Source organism: Providencia sp. PROV114 (assembly GCF_032704305.1).
GTDB classification, from domain to species: domain Bacteria; phylum Pseudomonadota; class Gammaproteobacteria; order Enterobacterales; family Enterobacteriaceae; genus Providencia; species Providencia rettgeri.
In genome coordinates this window covers 4,262,600-4,279,717 of sequence record NZ_CP120528.1, presented here as the reverse complement: position 1 = coordinate 4,279,717, position 17,118 = coordinate 4,262,600, and the positions used below count along the sequence as shown (strand labels likewise).

Here is a 17,118-nt window from a genome sequence, read left to right as displayed (position 1 = left end):
GGCAGAGCTTAGGTCACTTAAACCATTCAGGATGTTGTTTTTTATCCATCGAATTAACTTGGTCGGTGTACTGCGTTACATCGGCCGGAGTCAACATCAACTCATCGTAACTCAGAATGAATGGCCGAAGCATAATTAAACCGTTTTTTTGTCCGTAAAGGTTTATTACAACGTGCATGCGCTCATCTGCTGATGCGTAAGTGATCCACTGTCGATATGAACCTGTATTTTTAATGTAACCCACCAGAGCTAAGCTAAAGCCCCCTGCATCCTTCTGCGACATCCCCTTCTTACTGCATTTTTTGATCAGTTGGCCAATAGCATTAACGTGTGAGCTGATAGGAATATTCTGGTTAACGCGGGCAGAGTCAAAGTCCTTCTGCCCGACTGTAACTAAGTGTATTTGGTTGTCTCGGTAATCTCGGATATAGAAAACGTGAGAGGTGAATGGGGTCGAATGAATGTGGTTTCCAATCTTCCAACCATAGGCGTTTAAGTTCGCTGATGAAATCGCTCTGTCAATCTCTTTACTCATCTGTAAATCCTTCTGTCCGTTAAAATTAAATTGTAAGGGAGACCGGACACCCAACGAAGACACCTAACTTAAATTATGCATAGAAATTCAAAATAGAATGTACAGATTTTAAAAATGGCGCACCTACTTTTGCGTTAAAAATGCAATTTTTTGTTAGCGATATATTTTTATGGCTGGAACACCTATTTTAAACATTTTCTGAGAACTTGGGTTTTTCTTAAATTGACGTAGATCAATTTCCGTAGTTAAAAAACTGGTTTTTTGAGCGGCTTTTATGGTTTTTGCTGTTTTTATATACAAAATGCAAAAATGCAGGCAAACGATGCAAAAATGCAATCAATCACTGAGCAAATATATACTTGCGCTAAATCTCGGAAAAATAGTAACAAATATTTAGAACTAAATACCAGAAAAATCACAACATGAGTTTTGTGCATTTTCGGAGAGAAAAAATACTTTAATCTGATTTTTATGCATGTATGATTTATCTCAATGCAAACGAATATGATGTATTGCATGTCTGGGTGGGGATCCAGTGCAGGGGTGACTTTTAGCAAGTCACCCCTTTTTAATTAGCTCAAAAACACACTGTGGTGATCCAACACATTGCATATATATGCAAATGTCAGCGCGTTTATCGTTTACTAGAAAAGGACAACAAAACAGCCCGCTTTTCCGTTGACCCTCATTTGCAAAAATCTATACCCTACAGGGAATGATAACGATTTGAATGATCGGAAAAAACAATGAGTGAAATCAACGAAACGAAAGGCTACAAGCATATCCAGTTAACTCGCCGCATTACTGAAATGTCCACTGCTGAGGATTGGGATTCTGCTCGCATTGAATGGTCATTGCAGCAAGTATTCCGGGCTCAGATAGCCGATCAGTGTTTGTGCGGACACCAGCCGATTATCAAGATCTGCGTTATCAAAAACAAAACCAATAACAAGACGGCGCGGGTTGGTAATTGCTGCGTCAATAAATTCATGTCGCTAGGTTCGAATGGAATTTTCAATGCCATAGATCGGATTTCAAAAGATGGCACAAAAGCAGCCAGTCGAAAGCTCCTTGAATTTGCACTGGCTCAGTCGGTGATCTCCGCCTGGGAATTTGAGTTCTACCTCAGCAACATCGACAAGCGAAAGCTAACCCAGAAACAGCGACAGACTCGTGAAGCCATCAATGCCAAGCTGGCCGAAATGGGTGAGGAAAATCGCGCACTGGTCTACGGCGCGAGTCACATCGAAATCGCCTTCGAGCAGAATGTGATCAATCAGTGGGAAAAGGACTTCGCTTTGCGGACATTTCCCATGAAAAAATTAACCGTAAAACAGCACGCCATTCGGGCCAACATCGAAACCAAAATGATGAATGCAAGGATTGCCAAGACATTACCTGAAGTCTCCGCAGAGGCTCAAGCTCTCGGCCAGATCAGTGCGGCCCCCTTTTCCTTCACTCGCGATCCCGATCTGCTCGCAACCAAACTGGTTGAGGCGCAGGAAAAGACGTACATATCCGCAAAGGAAAAGGATATTTTTGAGCGCAAGCACAACGCTAAGGGATTCATCACCATTGCTGAACGAGCAACTATCCTGCGGGTTAAAGCTGCTGTGCAGCGCTTGTTGAGCGAGGGCTGTCGCATGAGCCTACATCACTTACCTATGCCACCAGCCGCACCTAAGCTGATAGATATTGCCCATAAAGCCCGGCTCATACTTGACGGATTGCTGACACATTGTGAGGTTGCTTCAACCAAGGGAACCTGTCTTTATGCCAGCCTAATGTTGGCCGCGATGTTAACCCGTGGCGGATTTCCTACTCGTATCCGTGGGGGTGACGGTGACACTGATGGAGGGTTATTCACGCAATCCTCTCGTCACGGCCATTACTGGTGTGAGGCCAGTTCAGATGACGGAAACTTTATTGTTGACCTCACTGCGGATCAGTTCGGATTTGAAAAGGTGGTCATGAAGCGTACAAACGCCATCGACTGGCCGCACTACATCCCTGGTTGCCAAGAGACAGTAGACCTGCACGTCAGCTTAAATTTGGATAAGTGATAATGACCTTTAAAATTAAATCAAGTTTTTTGGTCGTCATTTTATTCACAAAATCTGTTCATAACCCGGTGCAAAATAAGTCACTAAGTTTCGATAACGCCTTGCTCTCGGTTAAAATATCAGCACTGTAGTAATCACATAGGACCTCAAAATGACCCAAGAGAACATCGCGTGGTCGATTACTGACGAACTCAAGCTTATAAAGGGGCTGAAGGATAACTATTCTTTTGCGGCCTTATCGTCAGTCATCGGTAAGGATGTGGAAGAAATTCAGCGTAAGTGTATCGCGATGGATTTGTATATTGCTGTTTGCGAAAACATTGATGACCTCAGCCAGATAACACTGGTTCCTAATCACCAAGTCGGCATCGCTTGCCTGGGTAAAACCATGACTGGCATTTACCGGGAGCTCACGGAAATGGGTTGGGCTCCGCAAGTGTGGCGAGGGGGTCAATCACTGCGTTCGCCTGAATGGTGGGCGTCTCGCCCTGCTTTGGCATTTCGCTACAACGACGATGCTGATGAGCCCACTCGCCGAACAATTCATTTACTCAATAACGGTAAGCCGTGGACGCCTGAAGATGTCGGTATTCTTATGGCCGCACTATCGCAACGCCCTAGTAAGGATGCACTGACGCAGGTATTGATGCGCAGCATGTCCAACGTTATACAGCAGCTCTCAATTATGGGTCTGGTTCACGTTGGCACCGCAGAAGATTCCAGTGAAGCCAAGGTCTGGGTATGTCCAGCGATTCAGTCCAGGATACTATCAAAGATGCGTTATTTCGACGTGCTACCATTGCTGCAAACAGGATGGCTCATTGATGGTATGCAATTAATCGCACCGACCTGGTGGTCTGAAGCTACGCAGATAACCGATCTGGTTCCTAGTTCATGGCCGCTTAAAATCTCCGCAGCCACAGACACCAGCACACCGGTTAGCAATAATGAGCATATGCTTGCTGCCGCAAACTTACTCAAGTCCGTCAATGCCAAACGCCAGGCTATCGCCACTACAGATCCACAACCTGCGCCGAAGACAGATAAACTCACCGAACCAGAGGCGTTAAATCCATCCTCATCTGATGAAAAACGCCAGTCTTCCTCTCCTCGTGAAAAAGGGCGTAACGGTAAGTTGTGGTTCTCGGGCAACTATAAATTCCTGTTCACTTTGCTGGGAGAGCATCATTCACCAGACGTAATAGCTAAAAAGATGGATCGGACGGCTGGTGCGGTCTGCTCTCGTATTCAGCTCATCGGACTAACGCGTTACGTTAAAAGTGACGTCGAGGGTGAAAAAGGCAAAGTCTGTATCGTCAGAGAAGTCTCCATCGACACGCTTCGTAAGCAACCGGACTTTGTTAAAGATCATCTGATAGGGGCAGGTTGGACAGAAAAAGGAAACTTCCTGATATCACCAGACTGGTGGCTCAAATATCCGCACACACTGGGATAACCCAATGAGAGAAGGCAACCATGCGGTTGCCTTTTTAATGTCCATCGCTAATGCCTCGTCAGTAGTGCTCTCCTGACATTAACAGCAATACATCACCGACGATCGGCCCCTCCAGGCAAACCAGTTCCTCCAGCAAAGTTGTGGCTCGCTCATTAAGCGCCAGGTCGCTATGTTTAGCATCTTCATTCATTAGTACTCGGTCATAAACCACGCCATTCAGCGTGATCCCCCTGCTCAATTGAGAAAACTCAGGGTACCCCTTCAGAACACTTTGAACGAATACAGGATCAAGCAACCCCTGCCCATTTGTTTCAGTGACTGCAATGTCGCTTTCGCCGATTCCGGCTCGGATGATCAGTGCCATGAATACCTCTACGTTGATGAGAGCCTCAATTATCTCATGGCTCTTTATGGTGCCCGGTGTTTTTCCCCCTCGTTTCGTCTCCCTTTTCCATGTTTTTGTCAGTGTGCCCGTGGTTAAATTGGGGACTGCCTACGCTGTCTGAAACCGTTAAACGTCAGCTGGGTGAGGAACCCTTTTGACTGGAGAAGATAGATGCCCGAGCTCGATTTATTTGATTTGCTAATGATTGGTGGTGGGGTGGCCTTGCTGGGAGGTCACTATATTTGGTCAAAATTCTTTAAGAAGCCCGAAGATGATGAAAAGGATTACGCTGAACCTCCGGCCATCATGTCTTCCGCCTCTCAAGCAGAGGAAGAAAGCGATCCTAACAAGCGCTACTATTAATAAAAAACCCCGGTAAATCCGGGGTTTTCCATTCCTATGGGTATTGAATTACACGTCAGTCTTTAGTTGCTTCAGTACGCACAGGTTTCTATTGGCGAATCCCGCCAGCACAATTAGTATCACTGCCATCATCAGGAAAACACCTTTCAGTGTTCGTAATACTCCTGCGGTTTTGGCCGACTCCTGATATTTCAACTCAATGGCTGGCTTCGCATTATTCGCAATGTCTGGCTCAAGCCGCTGCGCAAGTTCATACAGACGGTATGCCAATTCGTTTTTCACCGGGCCATAACTCTTCATTATGCGAACACTCAGACCTGCCACTCGGCTCGCCTGATCCAGAAGCTTGTTGCCCTCAGCCTTGTCAGAGGTGTTTTCCGCTGCCACGGTCAGTGCCTGAACCAATGCCAGGCTCATGTTCATCGCTCGACGAGTATCGCCCGCAGCGTAGCCTTGCCGCATATATCCTTCCAATTGCGTAACTGCGTTGTCGTCATTAATCCCCTTCTCCATTGCGTCCTTCAGTATCAAACCTGAATTGGGATTTTCTGTTGTTAGCGCGCGCAGTAGTTCATCGACTTCACCGGTTAAGACGAGTGCCGCTGTTTGAATGATAGGGGCCTTTGGGAGCGTCTTGGGTTCGTCATCCACCAAGACGTTCATGAGAAATGCCGCCCCCATGAACGGCACTGCGAACACCATAACCCAGGCCTCTGCCTGAATCATCGCTACTCCACACACGACCAAGACGACTGCACCTGAAAATGGCACCAAATACGACAGGTAACCTCCCAAGACCCCGCCTATCGTGACAAATTGCCCCTCCTCTATCCCTGCTTCTCCTGCGGCCCCTACAGCAATTGATAGATCAACTGGGTTGATGGTCGCCATAGCGTAGAACGTCTCCAGTTCAAAGTGTTGCATCCAACTGATTAACCAAAACAAACCTGCAAAAAGTAACAGAATGCAGCCCGTCAAAAATAACCGATTACGTTTGTGTTGGATGCGTTTTTCAGTGGTGATAATATCTGGCTCTGCCTTAACCATTACCCCTCCGGTAAGCTGGCGTAAAAATCAGATGGCCGGATAACCCGGCCTGTGAAACTGAGTAATTAATCCGCCAGCTCCAATAGCAGTTCACAGCGCTGCTTCTGCCAGATTTCTGTACGTTCGGACAGGCGAGCGTAGTGCCCTTCGCTCTCGTGTTGGATCCGTTTAATCTCACGCGCTGCTCCGCCGATTGTATTCGAAATGTGTTCCAGTGTTGACTCGTCGTACACAGGACGATGGCCTTGCCGCGCAATACGGATAGAGCTCTCACTCACCAAATCCGCCTGATGTCTCGCCTGGGCATTCACGACATCACCCACGGCCTGCACCAGCTTAGAGCGGTTGTTGCTTTGGGTAGCCTGATCCACCAGCAAGTGGGCACGCTTGGCAGACGGGAGCGTTACGCGCTTTATAGTTTCAAACTGGTCAAGCATATTGAGGTTGTTTCGCTGCATCATGCGGATCATGGTCAAATCCTCAAAGCATTTCTGCTGCGTCATGATGATGTCTACTTTGCGTTTTTTCAGTACGGCCAGCTGGTGGTCGATGTTGCTGACTTCCAGTGCCAGCAAATTATTTTCCGGATCGCTCTTCAATGTCTTGCGGCGCTGTTTCAGCACAGACTCAATATGCTCTGTTGCGAAACCAGCGGCCACGATGTTAATGCCCGACTCATGTACCTCGGCCAGCACTTCCTCATACAAAATGTCGAGGTTATTGTTGTGACCAATGAGATCTGCCGAGATGCTGGTGATATCTTCCGTCAATAAGCTGACTTGATTCTTCACGTTGTCAAAACGGTCATTCGACCGATGAGCCAGTCGAAGTGCGCGTGTCGCGTAGTAACCGACAACGGGGATTTTAAGTAACAGCTGCTGCACCTTGCCTGGCTGTACAGACGTACTGATGTCGCGAGCAAGTTCAACGATTTCATTCAGTCGCTTGCCGTCCTTGCCTTGGTTATAGACGTGAACGTTTTCCAACAGTTTGTCCAGATAGGCACCATCGGGCGATTTACTGCGGCCAAAGTTGTGCGCGCTTTTGGGGTCGCCCAGCACGAGTGAGTTAGCTACGGCAACGACCTGATCACGTTGGTCAGGACTGACGGCAAACTTCTCGGTTTCTTTGGTCAGAATGATTTGGTCAGCGGTGACAGTAATTGTATTGCTCATATCAGCTATCCTTTTTAACGTTATCGTTGAGTTTATTTACCAGTATTCTGAAACGCTGTTCGACTTCAGGATCCAAATCAATGTTGGCCGCGCCACTTCGCAGCTGTTTTATTTGGTGATGCCAGATTGGAATCGCGCTTTTCACCACCGCTTCCAGAAGGTCTACATCAGTTGCGGCAGAGTGCAGCAACATCCCCACCTGAACCTTATTCATCTCTGACGAGGCTTTAGTGACCTCCAAGTTAAGGATGCGTTGGGCTAACCGGGTCAGCCCGTACTCCTGCTGATCTGATAGCACCTCCCCACTTTCACGGCATTCGGTCACATACGCCCGACCTTCTTTGATGTAAGCGTCCAACGCTTCGATGTCACGCGTGTAGATTTGCTCAAGCGCCAGTAAAATATGCACACCTTTGTGCGCCTGCTCCAGTACCAAGGGTGCCTGCACCACCAGCCGATCAACACGACGGCAGTTCATGGTGAACTCAATCATGCGTGTTTCATTTGAACCCGTCAGGGCATCCCAAATTCTCGACAGGAAGCCCGTCTTGTGCTTGAAATACACGTTAGGGTCACAGGCCTCAAGGTGCCTCACCAGCTGTGAAGTTGACTCGCTGATCTTCGTGTCCTCAGCGCCCGCTTTCATGGCTTCTTCCAGCGTCATCTTGTGGCCGTTGAAATCAAGGATGTCATCGGTGTGGGACAGTAATTTAGGACCGAAGCTGACAACCCCTATCGCGTCATTCACAAACTCGGGTAATTGCCGGGCAATCAAGCTGGTGGACATGCGCACTCCTACGTATCAATAGAATCTACCTCCACGCTATCACGGCTATTCTGCTGACAAAGAAAATGAGGTCGATTTTTACCCGAAAAAATAAAACTGTTTTTGTCTCCGTTTTGTCGATGAAAAAACTCAGTCGTCGGTAAGGTGTTAGGTATCCTGTCTGCATCCACAAACAGGGGGAAGCTATGTTCCGATTTGTACCAATGATGATCTTGACTGGCCGCTTACGGCTCAACCGTCTATTCACACTACTGGCTGATGGTGCCGTGTCGGTAGCCTTTTGGTTCAGTCTGTCGGTAAATCTAACCTGGCTTGCTCCGGCTGGGTTGCTGGCACTCTTCTTATTGGCGTTTGCGGTGATCGGGTATCGGAGTTATTACCTGCCTGTCAAAACGTACCAGGTTACCCGTGTTCGCATTGGTCGTGATGACCCGTTCGTTAACTTATCCCTCATGATCATGCATGGTGGTGAAGAAATCGAACATCCACTTACCGTCAAAATGGCGCGAGGTGGCGCGTATCACTTCTACCTGTTGTCCATCTACATGCGCCTGGCTGATTCACTGACGCGTTATGCTCGATCTCTGAAGGAGGCGCGTTCATGAATGGCCTCGGTATTTTATTTATCGTGCTGGTCGCAGTATTGGGTCGAGATGCCATCAAACACCGAAAACCTCAGCCCTGGCTTGTGATCGCCCTTGGCTTGTCGGTTACATTATTTGTCAGTGAGAAGTGGGTAGGCGCAGTCTACAGCGTTCCTACGGGGTCTATGCAGCCCACCTATCAAGTCGGCGACTATGTCACAGCGGTCAGGTTGGGTGGATTGCTGGATGATGGCAGGTTAATGCGCGGTGATGTCGCTGTGTTCAAGGCTCCTTCAGTGCCCCGCACGCTCTATACCAAGCGGGTCATCGGCATTCCCGGTGATGTGATTGAATTTGACACAGGTAAAACCTATCGGGTCAACGGCAAGGTGCTGGGCAAGCAAACCGTAGAAAAAGAAGGTTTCCAAGTCTTCACGGCCAACGATGAACGTTTCGGTAAGTCGTACAACTTTGTGATCGACACGCGCGCTGCCTATGTGCCAACGAAAGGTCACTGGGTTATTCCCGAAGGCTATTATTTTATGGCCGGGGATAATCGTGATCACTCATGGGATAGCCGCTACTGGGAGAATCCACCTGGCACACCAAAGCCATTGCGAGGATTGGTTCCAGTTGACCGCATTGATGCCCGTGTCACTCACACGCTCTTCAATTTCAATCCGTTCAACAGCTACGATGCGCTGGATGCTCAAATGGCTGTGATTCGTCAGGGTGCGAACGGTGCTCATAAATGATGATTGATGCCTTCTACCAGACTCGGTTGCCAGAGGTGGTGGCCGAATTCGCGCGCTGCGTGGATACCTATAACGTATGGCACTCTCAGACGTTGTCGGTCTGTGAGCGTCTTGGCTTCGTCAACTTTTCAGGGCCGGACTTCTGCGTTCCAGATTATTTTTTTCGCTCCCGGTATGAGCATATCCAGAAAGTCACGGGCTTCAAGCTGGTGGATGATGATTCCCTTTTGGCTGAGCCCGAGCATATCCCTTATGCACTGCGGAATGACAACCCCGTAGGTGAGGCAATTTCCCGCGAGCTCATGCAACTGGCCGAGAGTGCTTTGTCTACATTAGGCGTGGACATCAAGCTATATGGGGAGCCAGGCGCAGTGGGGTATCAGCGGGCTATCTGCATGATGTTGGGTATAGATTATCGCGTTACTGCTGGCGCTGTAGTGGGCTTCTCCCAGGTATGGGCAATATCTGACGAAAAAGGCAACTTTTCTCTCGTCTGCTCCGTTCCTGTGAATACCCGTGATGGCACCATGACCTATGAACTGCCGAATATGCCTGAAGGCTGGGTGGACATTACCGCTCAGCAAGTGATCCACCTTTTCAATTACCATAATTCCATCGTTAATAAGGAGTAAACAATGAAATACCTGCCACTCGTGTTAATTCTGGCCCTTGGGGGGTGCGCTAACGTCGAGCTGGGAAAGCAGATGCCTGTGACACCCCAGTCAGCACCAACGCAACAGTCGGTACTGACTATGAAGGCGACAGCGGAGCCGGATGCGCTACAAGTCTTATTTAACGAAGGGCTTGCTGAGGATGCTCAGTATGAAAGCGCCCGATTTATTGAGGGGAGCAACCAAACCATGATTATCGCGTCTGTCCTAAATGTCCCCTGCCAAATGGTTTTTCGGTTTGTTGAAGCAACGAACGGGGATTTTTGGATCCCCAACCAAATCGCATGCGATAACCAGGATGCTATGGCTGGGTACGTGCCTGCGGCCGAAACTGGAGTGATTTCGTCAGCGGATCTGCCGATGATAAACTCGGCACATTCAAATGACTAAGCTACTTTGTTGAGGTTTATATGGTTTTGCGTGTGGTGAACTACGTTTTAATGTTAATGATAGCTGGTGTTTATGCCCTGGCTGTATATGCCAGTAAGAATGAGGCCGAGCTCTTCCACATTATCGGTGTTGGAAACATGGCTTTGTTCTGTGCCGCTGTATTTTTGCTGGCCCGCAAAGAAATTTACTACATCTGGGCAACGTATGTCTTATCACTAGTGGTTTACTATGCTGTCATTTCACCATACCTACCTCTCATCCCTGAAATTGTCGTTTACGGCACGCCATCCGTAGTGGGGTTGATTGCCGTTTACGACATCGTGATTCTAAATTCCAATGAGCTGTCGGTGAGGGCCAAGGCTCGCCGGGCTTGGCCTAAAAAACGAAAATAGGTGCAGTAAATGTCGAAAGGAAAGAAACGTCAGGTTACACCCGAAAAGGCAATGCGGATCCGCTTCTATGGTATGTCGGGCCTGATTATAGTGCTCAATACGATTTTTGCGGGGAGCTCGAAAATTCAGCTGATTTCCTTTCTGCTGACGTTGTCCATTTTCCTGTTTTTCACGTTCTCTGGGCGGGTTGTTGTCGGAACGTGGTTCAGAAAAGAAAATTGGCGCACTTTAAATGCCCCTCAGACCACATTGCTATTTCGTGTCTATATCGGGCTTCCAATCGCGGCAATCACGGTCCTTCTCTATGCTTATGGGTATCAAGGTGCCATCAGCCAGGCGATTGTCGATGTGTTGTTCCCGCCCGGTGAGAAGGTTGAAGACAAAATGGTCTCTGTCATGAACCTGCTCCATGCCAAACTACCGCTGCTAGTGGGTGCTTTCCTTTTCTATATCGGCTTGTGTTTCTTTGTTGGGACGGTCGTTAAATATCTTCAGTTATCGGCTTCAGGGCGTGCGCTTGGCAAGCTAAAAGGAGTCGTCAATGCACGTCAGGTCTTAGAGCGAATGACGTGGGATCAGTTCGAAAAAGTGGTTTGCAAGTTCTTCGAAACTAAAGGCTATCGCGCCCGTGTTACTCAGGCTGGCGCTGACGGTGGTGTGGATGTTGAGCTTCAGGGTTTCGGCCACCGGGAAATGGTGCAATGCAAACACTGGAAAACAAACCGTGTCGGTGTTGCTATTGTCCGCGAAATTTACGGTGTGGTGCTCGCAGACGGCTTTCACCGTGGATTCATTATTACGTCAGGCCTGTTTACCGATGAAGCATGGAAGTTCGCTCAACGCGAAAATGTGAAAGGAAAGGTTATTTTACTCGACGGTACACAACTGATCGAAATGATTAAAGGGAATGGAGAGTTAGAACAGAATCCCCCTAAGTCCCAAGCAACCACTCAATCCATTGATGCGAAAGAGCCGTTGTGCCCGGTATGCGGCGGAAAGATGGTTCTTCGAAAATCTGGCAAGTCAGCATTCTTTGGTTGCTCCCTATTCCCAGACTGTCGTGGTACCCGCGAACTGTAGTCGTTCACCTTTTCTTTCATGGAGCGCCGTTTAGTCGGCGTTCTTTTTTTATATCCACTCCATCTGAAAAGGGAAGCAAAACGCAGACCTTTTCGCCCTTCTGAATTTCGGCAGCGGAAGCAATGCCGTTATAATCACCAAGCAATCCAACCAGGCAGTGAGGGTAACACTGTTGGTCATGGGCTCCGTTCTGCGGGGTTTGTTAAATAGGCTGAACTGCGACGGGGTAAACATAACGAACGTTGCAGTGATCGGTAATGTGCATGAATGAATTTGAGGGGAAATAGATGACTGAGAAACGCGGCACTGGCGCTGAATACGGTCAGGAAATTTTGCGTGAACGCTCTGCGGAAGCGGACACGCCTGAACCAACGAAGAAAGTATCGAAGAAGACGGTGCTTTCCGTGATCGTAGCGGCCATTATCGCAGGGGGTGCGATGACGGCTGTTATTTTAACGAGCGATAAAACTCCGGCTGAGAAAGTCGAAGCTATGTCGGTTAATATCGGTAACGACGGTGTTGCGCTGACTGATAAAGTCAAAGAGGACATTGAGAACAGCGGCACTCAAGCTCATGAGTCTGAACTGACTAATGCCGAAGCCGTAACAACTGATAGCAAAAACGAGCCGCAAACGCCCGCGTTGGAAATTGCCGAACTGAAGAAGAACAGTTTGCCTGAAACTAAAACTCCGGTTGAAGCCGAAGTGGTTGAGCCTGTTATGCCTACGGCAGAAATCCTTCCGGCTGAAGATGTCGTTAAGGCAGAGCAATCTGCTCCAATTGCGGCCAGCAATGAGCGGGAGTATGACCCGGCCAAGTTTGGGATCGCTGAGGAAAATTCACCTGAAGCCGACGTTTCCCCTTCACTGGGCGGTGACGTAAAAGCGGCCCCAGTGGCTGAAGAGCAAGCGAAGGCTGAACTGCCAGCGCCTGAGCCAGTACCAACTCCTGTACCAACTCAGGCGGCTGAGCCTGCACCAGCAGGCTCACCAGAACCTATCCGACCGGAGCGCGTTGAGCTCCCCGCTACTAATCAGTTCGCTCAACCTATGACGATGACGGGTTCGGATCTGAACTACACAGGTTCGGCGTTGAAAGTTGAGTATAAAGCTCAACAACAGGATACCGTTTATCTCTACAGCACGTTTGCTGCCAAAATCTTCCTGCTACCAACGGATAAGGGTGAGAACATAAGTGCCTACCTGTCAGACGAGAAAGGTTGGCAACTGAAATTGCTGCCTGGCGGTATTCTCCGTGTCCAGCGCAGTGAAAATAAGGCCTCCTGGTCGCAAGCAACGGATCTGTTTATCGTTGCAGGCAAGCGAACCTATTCACTGATTCTCCAAGGTGTTGGTGAGCCGGGCCAGCGGACTGACTCCCTTCGTTACATTTCGGCGGAGCCTGAACAAAAGCCGAAATCAAAAAAGTAAGATCAATGGGACAGGCGTATCCTTGATACGCCTTTTTTATCGGAGTAAATATGATAAGCCCTCTTATTGATGGAATCCGTCTCATTGCGACAAGCTACTGTATCAGCATTCCTCACGCCGAATGGACACCACAACATTCATACCTAGTTTGTCGTGCGCTTCTTCAGCGGGGTGTTTTCGGTGGTAAGGCAATGTTGGGAACTCGGCTAACGCGACATAAAGAGGCGGTTAACGATGGTGATCACGGCGTTTTTTCAATATCTCATACGCAGTATGGCTGGTTAGTCCTGGAGGATGGCACCATTCTTGACCCGGTTGGTTGCCTGCAAAATACCGATGACAGTGGTGAGCCACAGTACCGTATTGAGTATGATTCGGCCTGCTATATTGACGGCATCGACCCTATGACCTGCGATCGAAGTGAGTTACCAAAGCACTTCAGTGAAGATGAAATTTATCGAGTTAAGCGCGGCGTAATGCGTGAGATTTGTTCCCGCGCGCTGGGCTATACGTTGCAGGTTGAAGGCTTAACAATGGCAGAGGTGGTGTTTCTTCTGAATCAGCCGCTAAGTGTGTTTGGTGGGCACTCCCGCATGCTCTATGAGCACTTTATGGGGTTGGGTCTGAGTCGTGTGATGCCTATTTCCAAGGTGAATGTCATCAACCCTACCCTGGCGAAAAAGCTATGGGAGGTGTTCTTTGTCGATACTAACGAGAGCGAGCTCACCGCCATTTTGCGTTGAACAAAAAAACCACTCGATATATAGAGTGGTTTTCAGTTCGCTAACTTGACACTTCCAACTTAATAGCTCATCTCCGGCTCGGTCCCGCCTGCCCAACGGCGTTCCCAATGCTCCAGATAAACCTCAGCCACTTCTGGTAAATTATACAACACGATCGCATTTTCACTGTTTCGCTTATTCGCACTATCGCTGTAGTTGAAAGATCCAGTTTCCACCGTTTGCCGGTCAACCACGATGAACTTGTCGTGCATGATGGCATATCGCCCGTTGGTTCGGATTGGGATCTTAGCCAGTCTTACCGTATTCATCGCTGATATAGAGTGCTTGCTCTTATTGCCTTTCTCATCCACCACAATCTTGACATCAATACCACGCTTCTTTGCTGCCACCAGCTCTTTCACGATATCTCTCGATGTAAAGGAATATGCGGCCAGGCGGAGCTCTGACTTTGCCGAGCGGATAGCATTGATGATCGCCTTCTGGGCTGACCCTTCTGGCGAGAAGCCAATTACGATTTGCGTTTGGTGGTTTATCTGCGCGCCTTTCTGTGCGCGTGGAGGGATTTGTTCGCTTTGTTCTTGGCTACTACCCAGACCGTTAAGCAGATCGTCAAATTTAAACGCGAATGCGTTTTGGGCTGATAACGAGAGAGTGAAAGCCAAGGAACTGACCAAAAGCTTTTTCTTGAGATCCATGAGTCACCATTTTAGAAGTTTGTAATTGCACTAACCATTACAACACAGGGAAAACAAGCAACAAAACGTTTAGCCATGCGATTTGTTCACCTTTTTTCTACATGCAGAAAACTCAATAAATCAGATTTTTATCCATTACATCTAACCATTTCCCTTTTTGCATCAAAAAGTCACCTTATTTCTCATGTTTCAAGGTATTTCTGTCAGGCTTTTTTAATGAATCAGGTATTCGGTATCTGTATATTTATCTGCGTTCCCTGCTGAAACCCGTTAAATAGTCAGGTGAACATCCAAAAACTGAAATTTAACTCAAGAAAGGATGTTAACGATGAAAACTATCTCCGCCCGTAACCTGAAATCTGTTCTGGCTGCTTCCGCTGTTCTGGCTCTGGGCGTGACCGCCGTTTACGCGAAAGGTACCGAGCAAACTGGTTTTAGCGAAGTGTGGGCCACAATCACTTCCTACATGCAGGGTTCTCTGGGCCGCGTGCTGGTGGGTCTGATCGTCATCGTCGGCGTTGCTGCTGCGGTTGTTCGCCAGTCCCTGATGACCTTCGCGGTCGCTGTTGGTGCGGCCATCGGCCTGTACTACGCGCCGGATATCATCAACGGCATGATGACTTCCACCAGCGCCGTAACGACCGCCCTGCCAGCTGGCATCTAATTCAGCGGCTACGGCCAGCATCAAGAAAACCCGACTTCGGTCGGGTTTTTGCTTTGTAGCGCAAATTACAGCGAGCTTTGTAGGTCTGCGACAAATGGCTTAATATCACGTTCAAACACTTCAGAAATGACTTCTGATACTGCTTTTACCCTAGCGAGTTCAGCGGCATCTTTATGTACGACTTTCCACACTTCATATTTTTTCTTTCTGGCCTTATCCGGCCATATTCGAATTAACTCAGGATACCGTTGCTCTTGGTAGCATGGCAGTTCCCCTAAAGCCATTCCCGAACGCACAAAGGTTGTGAGTAAGAAGCTTGATGTCAGCCTGGCTACAACCCGCGCATCTCGGCGAGATTCACCTACCATCGTATCAGGTACAGGGCTGCTGAATTTATTGTCGTATAAAGCGATATCATGGTTAGCAAGGTGCTGGCCGAGTTCTGGTGGGCCAAACTTATCAAGGTATGTCTGGGTTGCGTATAGGCCGACATCCCAGCCCCCTAGCCTTTTAGCAATTAGATCTGGTGCCGCAGGTCTTTGGATTCGCACGGCAATTTCAGCTTCACCACGCGACATATCTGCCATCTGTGCGCCAAGTTTCATGGTGACATTAATATTGGGGTAGCGATCTCTCAATATCTTAACTGCTGACATTAGGAATTCGACTGCAAGCCTGTCTGTAGTAGCTATTGATACGTCACCGGAGAATTCACCATTAGATCCTTCACTCAAGCGCAGAAAGGAAACAGAGTTACGCTCCATTTCCTGGGCGATACCTAACACTCTTTCTGCCACTTCAGTAGGAACTAATCCATCTGGCGTGCGGTAAAACAGTTTAGCACCGAGTTGTTTTTCTAAATTTGTTAGCCTTCGACTTACCGTGGTCTGATCCATCGACAAACGAATCGATGCCCCCCTCAAGGAATTGGTTCGAAAAGCAGCAAGGAAAACTTTGACGTCGTCCCATCCCGATAAATACATGCATCCTCCCCATGCAAAATTGCAGCCTAGGATTGTATTTTTGCAATTTACTTTTTTGAAGTAAACAAAAAGGGAGGCGCATTAAAAATGCAACCTCCCTTTTTGGTCTGAAATGCTGGTGATTAGATAATTTGACCAACCCACAAAAAATACCACAAAGAAGCATAGCCAAGCACCCAGGCCCCTACTAAAGCACGAAATCGGCGCTGATATGCACTACGTGTTTTATGCTTGAACATCTGCTGGGCGATGATGCAACCCGGCCAACCACCGAGAAAGGCCAGCGCATCAAGCGTTAATTCCTCTACTCGCGGGCCTCTCTCGATAGCCTGTTGCTTGTCCTTACGATACACGTAAATCGAAATGAGGCTCCAGGCAATCATCCACAGCACCGAGTATGCGTAAAACATCATTTATTCCTCTCATCAATATTCGTGGAGAGATAATCCCGAAGGTTTGTCATCGCAAGCGTAGTGCGATCTTCCACTTCCTCAGCTGTATCAAAGAACTTCGCCAGTTTACGATTGGCCTTTCTTAGTGCTTTTGTTGCTATATCCTGCTGCACCAGAAACGCCTCACTGCGCTGCTCATCCAGACTTTGAATGGTTAGTTCGTTTAACTGCATTGTGGCATCCTGCACGGCCTTTTGCAGTTGCTTTTTCTTTTGTGCCTGCCGGTCAGACTCACGAAGGGCGCGCGTGCTCTTCATATACAGCGTGCGTAACGTTTTAACAAGGCTATCTGGGCTAATGGGCTCGCTATTTAAGGGTTCTTCATCGGGATTCTTCATGCACTTATGGCCTGTTGTTGTGGGGATTTCTAAACCGGTAACCACTACCGAGTTTTACGATAATACCTCCCCAAATTTATCGTCTCTATGAGACACCGAATGAATCCACTAGTCAGCCTTTTTTGTCCCC

Annotated in this window: 21 protein-coding genes; 12 read left to right on the top strand and 9 right to left on the bottom strand. The window is 48.2% G+C overall.

Features of this window, described 5'->3' with window-relative positions:
* Window positions 1-13: 13 nt before the first annotated feature.
* On the bottom strand, window positions 14-535 hold the full coding sequence (locus tag P3L37_RS19545) for a hypothetical protein (protein ID WP_082981272.1): 522 nt from the start codon (window positions 533-535) through the stop codon (window positions 14-16).
* A gap of 746 nt (window positions 536-1,281) precedes the next feature.
* Here P3L37_RS19545 and P3L37_RS19540 point away from each other — a divergent pair.
* Both P3L37_RS19540 and P3L37_RS19535 read left to right on the top strand, forming a co-directional pair.
* Window positions 1,282-2,598 carry a hypothetical protein gene (locus P3L37_RS19540; RefSeq protein ID WP_235845272.1) on the top strand — a complete coding sequence of 439 codons (1,317 nt, stop codon included), beginning with the start codon at window positions 1,282-1,284 and terminating at the stop codon, window positions 2,596-2,598.
* A gap of 151 nt (window positions 2,599-2,749) precedes the next feature.
* Window positions 2,750-4,054, top strand: a complete 1,305-nt coding sequence (locus P3L37_RS19535) for a hypothetical protein (protein WP_067421592.1) — start codon at window positions 2,750-2,752, stop codon at window positions 4,052-4,054.
* A gap of 58 nt (window positions 4,055-4,112) precedes the next feature.
* On the opposite strand, the gene P3L37_RS19530 is transcribed toward P3L37_RS19535, so the two are convergent.
* Window positions 4,113-4,418, bottom strand: a complete 306-nt coding sequence (locus P3L37_RS19530) for a hypothetical protein (protein ID WP_067421594.1) — start codon at window positions 4,416-4,418, stop codon at window positions 4,113-4,115.
* Window positions 4,419-4,610: 192 nt separating this feature from the next.
* Here P3L37_RS19530 and P3L37_RS19525 point away from each other — a divergent pair, with 192 nt between their 5' ends.
* Window positions 4,611-4,802 (top strand): hypothetical protein, encoded by a 192-nt coding sequence (locus P3L37_RS19525; protein ID WP_067421596.1) that lies wholly within the window; start codon window positions 4,611-4,613, stop codon window positions 4,800-4,802.
* 48 nt (window positions 4,803-4,850) lie between these two features.
* On the opposite strand, the gene P3L37_RS19520 is transcribed toward P3L37_RS19525, so the two are convergent.
* From P3L37_RS19520 to P3L37_RS19510, 3 genes are all read right to left on the bottom strand, one after another.
* Entirely contained in the window at window positions 4,851-5,849 is a 999-nt protein-coding gene (locus P3L37_RS19520) for a hypothetical protein (protein ID WP_067421597.1), read from the bottom strand.
* A 65-nt stretch (window positions 5,850-5,914) separates the two neighbouring features.
* Window positions 5,915-7,024 (bottom strand): toxic anion resistance protein, encoded by a 1,110-nt coding sequence (locus tag P3L37_RS19515; protein ID WP_137022468.1) that lies wholly within the window; start codon window positions 7,022-7,024, stop codon window positions 5,915-5,917.
* Between the two features lies 1 nt (window position 7,025).
* The gene (locus P3L37_RS19510) at window positions 7,026-7,811 is read right to left on the bottom strand and encodes a hypothetical protein (RefSeq protein ID WP_067421602.1); all 786 of its coding nucleotides are present in this window, start codon (window positions 7,809-7,811) and stop codon (window positions 7,026-7,028) included.
* Window positions 7,812-7,996: 185 nt separating this feature from the next.
* Between P3L37_RS19510 and P3L37_RS19505 the strand changes: the two genes are divergently transcribed.
* The 8 genes from P3L37_RS19505 to P3L37_RS19470 all read left to right on the top strand — a co-directional run bounded on the left by P3L37_RS19505 (window position 7,997) and on the right by P3L37_RS19470 (window position 13,856).
* Complete coding sequence (locus P3L37_RS19505) at window positions 7,997-8,416, top strand: hypothetical protein (RefSeq protein WP_067421604.1); 420 nt, start codon at window positions 7,997-7,999, stop codon at window positions 8,414-8,416.
* Window positions 8,413-9,150 (top strand): signal peptidase I, encoded by a 738-nt coding sequence (gene lepB, locus P3L37_RS19500; RefSeq protein WP_067421606.1) that lies wholly within the window; start codon window positions 8,413-8,415, stop codon window positions 9,148-9,150. The genes P3L37_RS19505 and lepB overlap by 4 nt, the downstream gene beginning before the upstream one ends.
* Complete coding sequence (locus P3L37_RS19495) at window positions 9,147-9,782, top strand: hypothetical protein (RefSeq protein WP_067421608.1); 636 nt, start codon at window positions 9,147-9,149, stop codon at window positions 9,780-9,782. The genes lepB and P3L37_RS19495 overlap by 4 nt, the downstream gene beginning before the upstream one ends.
* 72 nt (window positions 9,783-9,854) lie before the next feature.
* Window positions 9,855-10,211 carry a hypothetical protein gene (locus tag P3L37_RS19490; protein ID WP_206646177.1) on the top strand — a complete coding sequence of 119 codons (357 nt, stop codon included), beginning with the start codon at window positions 9,855-9,857 and terminating at the stop codon, window positions 10,209-10,211.
* A gap of 20 nt (window positions 10,212-10,231) precedes the next feature.
* Entirely contained in the window at window positions 10,232-10,603 is a 372-nt protein-coding gene (locus tag P3L37_RS19485; RefSeq protein WP_042847277.1) for a hypothetical protein, read from the top strand.
* Between the two features lie 9 nt (window positions 10,604-10,612).
* Entirely contained in the window at window positions 10,613-11,683 is a 1,071-nt protein-coding gene (locus P3L37_RS19480; RefSeq protein WP_052219386.1) for a restriction endonuclease, read from the top strand.
* A 287-nt stretch (window positions 11,684-11,970) separates the two neighbouring features.
* Window positions 11,971-13,113 carry a hypothetical protein gene (locus tag P3L37_RS19475; RefSeq protein WP_042847275.1) on the top strand — a complete coding sequence of 381 codons (1,143 nt, stop codon included), beginning with the start codon at window positions 11,971-11,973 and terminating at the stop codon, window positions 13,111-13,113.
* Between the two features lie 50 nt (window positions 13,114-13,163).
* Window positions 13,164-13,856 carry a hypothetical protein gene (locus P3L37_RS19470; protein ID WP_052219385.1) on the top strand — a complete coding sequence of 231 codons (693 nt, stop codon included), beginning with the start codon at window positions 13,164-13,166 and terminating at the stop codon, window positions 13,854-13,856.
* Window positions 13,857-13,915: 59 nt separating this feature from the next.
* Here the strand turns inward: P3L37_RS19470 and P3L37_RS19465 are convergent, their stop codons facing one another.
* Window positions 13,916-14,551, bottom strand: a complete 636-nt coding sequence (locus P3L37_RS19465) for a phospholipase D family protein (protein WP_080750914.1) — start codon at window positions 14,549-14,551, stop codon at window positions 13,916-13,918.
* A gap of 328 nt (window positions 14,552-14,879) precedes the next feature.
* On the opposite strand from P3L37_RS19465, the gene traA reads away from it, so the two are divergent.
* Window positions 14,880-15,215: a TraA family conjugative transfer protein gene (traA, locus tag P3L37_RS19460; protein ID WP_042847274.1), complete on the top strand. Its 336-nt coding sequence runs from the start codon at window positions 14,880-14,882 to the stop codon at window positions 15,213-15,215.
* Window positions 15,216-15,280: 65 nt separating this feature from the next.
* Here the strand turns inward: traA and P3L37_RS19455 are convergent, their stop codons facing one another.
* The 3 genes from P3L37_RS19455 to P3L37_RS19445 form a co-directional block, all read right to left on the bottom strand.
* Complete coding sequence (locus P3L37_RS19455; RefSeq protein WP_272667537.1) at window positions 15,281-16,198, bottom strand: LysR family transcriptional regulator; 918 nt, start codon at window positions 16,196-16,198, stop codon at window positions 15,281-15,283.
* 122 nt (window positions 16,199-16,320) lie between these two features.
* A complete protein-coding gene (locus tag P3L37_RS19450) occupies window positions 16,321-16,611 on the bottom strand; it encodes a DUF1294 domain-containing protein (protein WP_226617172.1) in 291 nt (96 codons plus the stop codon).
* On the bottom strand, window positions 16,608-16,988 hold the full coding sequence (locus P3L37_RS19445) for a hypothetical protein (RefSeq protein ID WP_042847269.1): 381 nt from the start codon (window positions 16,986-16,988) through the stop codon (window positions 16,608-16,610). Before P3L37_RS19445 ends, P3L37_RS19450 begins: the two co-directional genes overlap by 4 nt.
* Window positions 16,989-17,118 lie beyond the last annotated feature (130 nt).

Excerpts from the sequence above, each read along its gene's own strand:
- P3L37_RS19455 (WP_272667537.1), bottom strand. The coding sequence starts at position 16,198 with ATGTATTTATCGGGATGGGACGACGTCAAAGTTTTCCTTGCTGCTTTT.
- P3L37_RS19490 (WP_206646177.1), top strand. The coding sequence starts at position 9,855 with ATGCCTGTGACACCCCAGTCAGCACCAACGCAACAGTCGGTACTGACT.
- P3L37_RS19495 (WP_067421608.1), top strand. The coding sequence starts at position 9,147 with ATGATGATTGATGCCTTCTACCAGACTCGGTTGCCAGAGGTGGTGGCC.
- P3L37_RS19485 (WP_042847277.1), top strand. The coding sequence starts at position 10,232 with ATGGTTTTGCGTGTGGTGAACTACGTTTTAATGTTAATGATAGCTGGT.
- traA (WP_042847274.1), top strand. The coding sequence starts at position 14,880 with ATGAAAACTATCTCCGCCCGTAACCTGAAATCTGTTCTGGCTGCTTCC.
- P3L37_RS19505 (WP_067421604.1), top strand. The coding sequence starts at position 7,997 with ATGTTCCGATTTGTACCAATGATGATCTTGACTGGCCGCTTACGGCTC.
- P3L37_RS19520 (WP_067421597.1), bottom strand. The coding sequence starts at position 5,849 with ATGGTTAAGGCAGAGCCAGATATTATCACCACTGAAAAACGCATCCAA.
- P3L37_RS19450 (WP_226617172.1), bottom strand. The coding sequence starts at position 16,611 with ATGATGTTTTACGCATACTCGGTGCTGTGGATGATTGCCTGGAGCCTC.
- P3L37_RS19535 (WP_067421592.1), top strand. The coding sequence starts at position 2,750 with ATGACCCAAGAGAACATCGCGTGGTCGATTACTGACGAACTCAAGCTT.
- P3L37_RS19510 (WP_067421602.1), bottom strand. The coding sequence starts at position 7,811 with ATGTCCACCAGCTTGATTGCCCGGCAATTACCCGAGTTTGTGAATGAC.
- P3L37_RS19515 (WP_137022468.1), bottom strand. The coding sequence starts at position 7,024 with ATGAGCAATACAATTACTGTCACCGCTGACCAAATCATTCTGACCAAA.
- P3L37_RS19545 (WP_082981272.1), bottom strand. The coding sequence starts at position 535 with ATGAGTAAAGAGATTGACAGAGCGATTTCATCAGCGAACTTAAACGCC.
- P3L37_RS19480 (WP_052219386.1), top strand. The coding sequence starts at position 10,613 with ATGTCGAAAGGAAAGAAACGTCAGGTTACACCCGAAAAGGCAATGCGG.
- P3L37_RS19465 (WP_080750914.1), bottom strand. The coding sequence starts at position 14,551 with ATGGATCTCAAGAAAAAGCTTTTGGTCAGTTCCTTGGCTTTCACTCTC.
- P3L37_RS19475 (WP_042847275.1), top strand. The coding sequence starts at position 11,971 with ATGACTGAGAAACGCGGCACTGGCGCTGAATACGGTCAGGAAATTTTG.
- P3L37_RS19530 (WP_067421594.1), bottom strand. The coding sequence starts at position 4,418 with ATGGCACTGATCATCCGAGCCGGAATCGGCGAAAGCGACATTGCAGTC.
- P3L37_RS19540 (WP_235845272.1), top strand. The coding sequence starts at position 1,282 with ATGAGTGAAATCAACGAAACGAAAGGCTACAAGCATATCCAGTTAACT.
- P3L37_RS19445 (WP_042847269.1), bottom strand. The coding sequence starts at position 16,988 with ATGAAGAATCCCGATGAAGAACCCTTAAATAGCGAGCCCATTAGCCCA.
- P3L37_RS19470 (WP_052219385.1), top strand. The coding sequence starts at position 13,164 with ATGATAAGCCCTCTTATTGATGGAATCCGTCTCATTGCGACAAGCTAC.
- lepB (WP_067421606.1), top strand. The coding sequence starts at position 8,413 with ATGAATGGCCTCGGTATTTTATTTATCGTGCTGGTCGCAGTATTGGGT.
- P3L37_RS19525 (WP_067421596.1), top strand. The coding sequence starts at position 4,611 with ATGCCCGAGCTCGATTTATTTGATTTGCTAATGATTGGTGGTGGGGTG.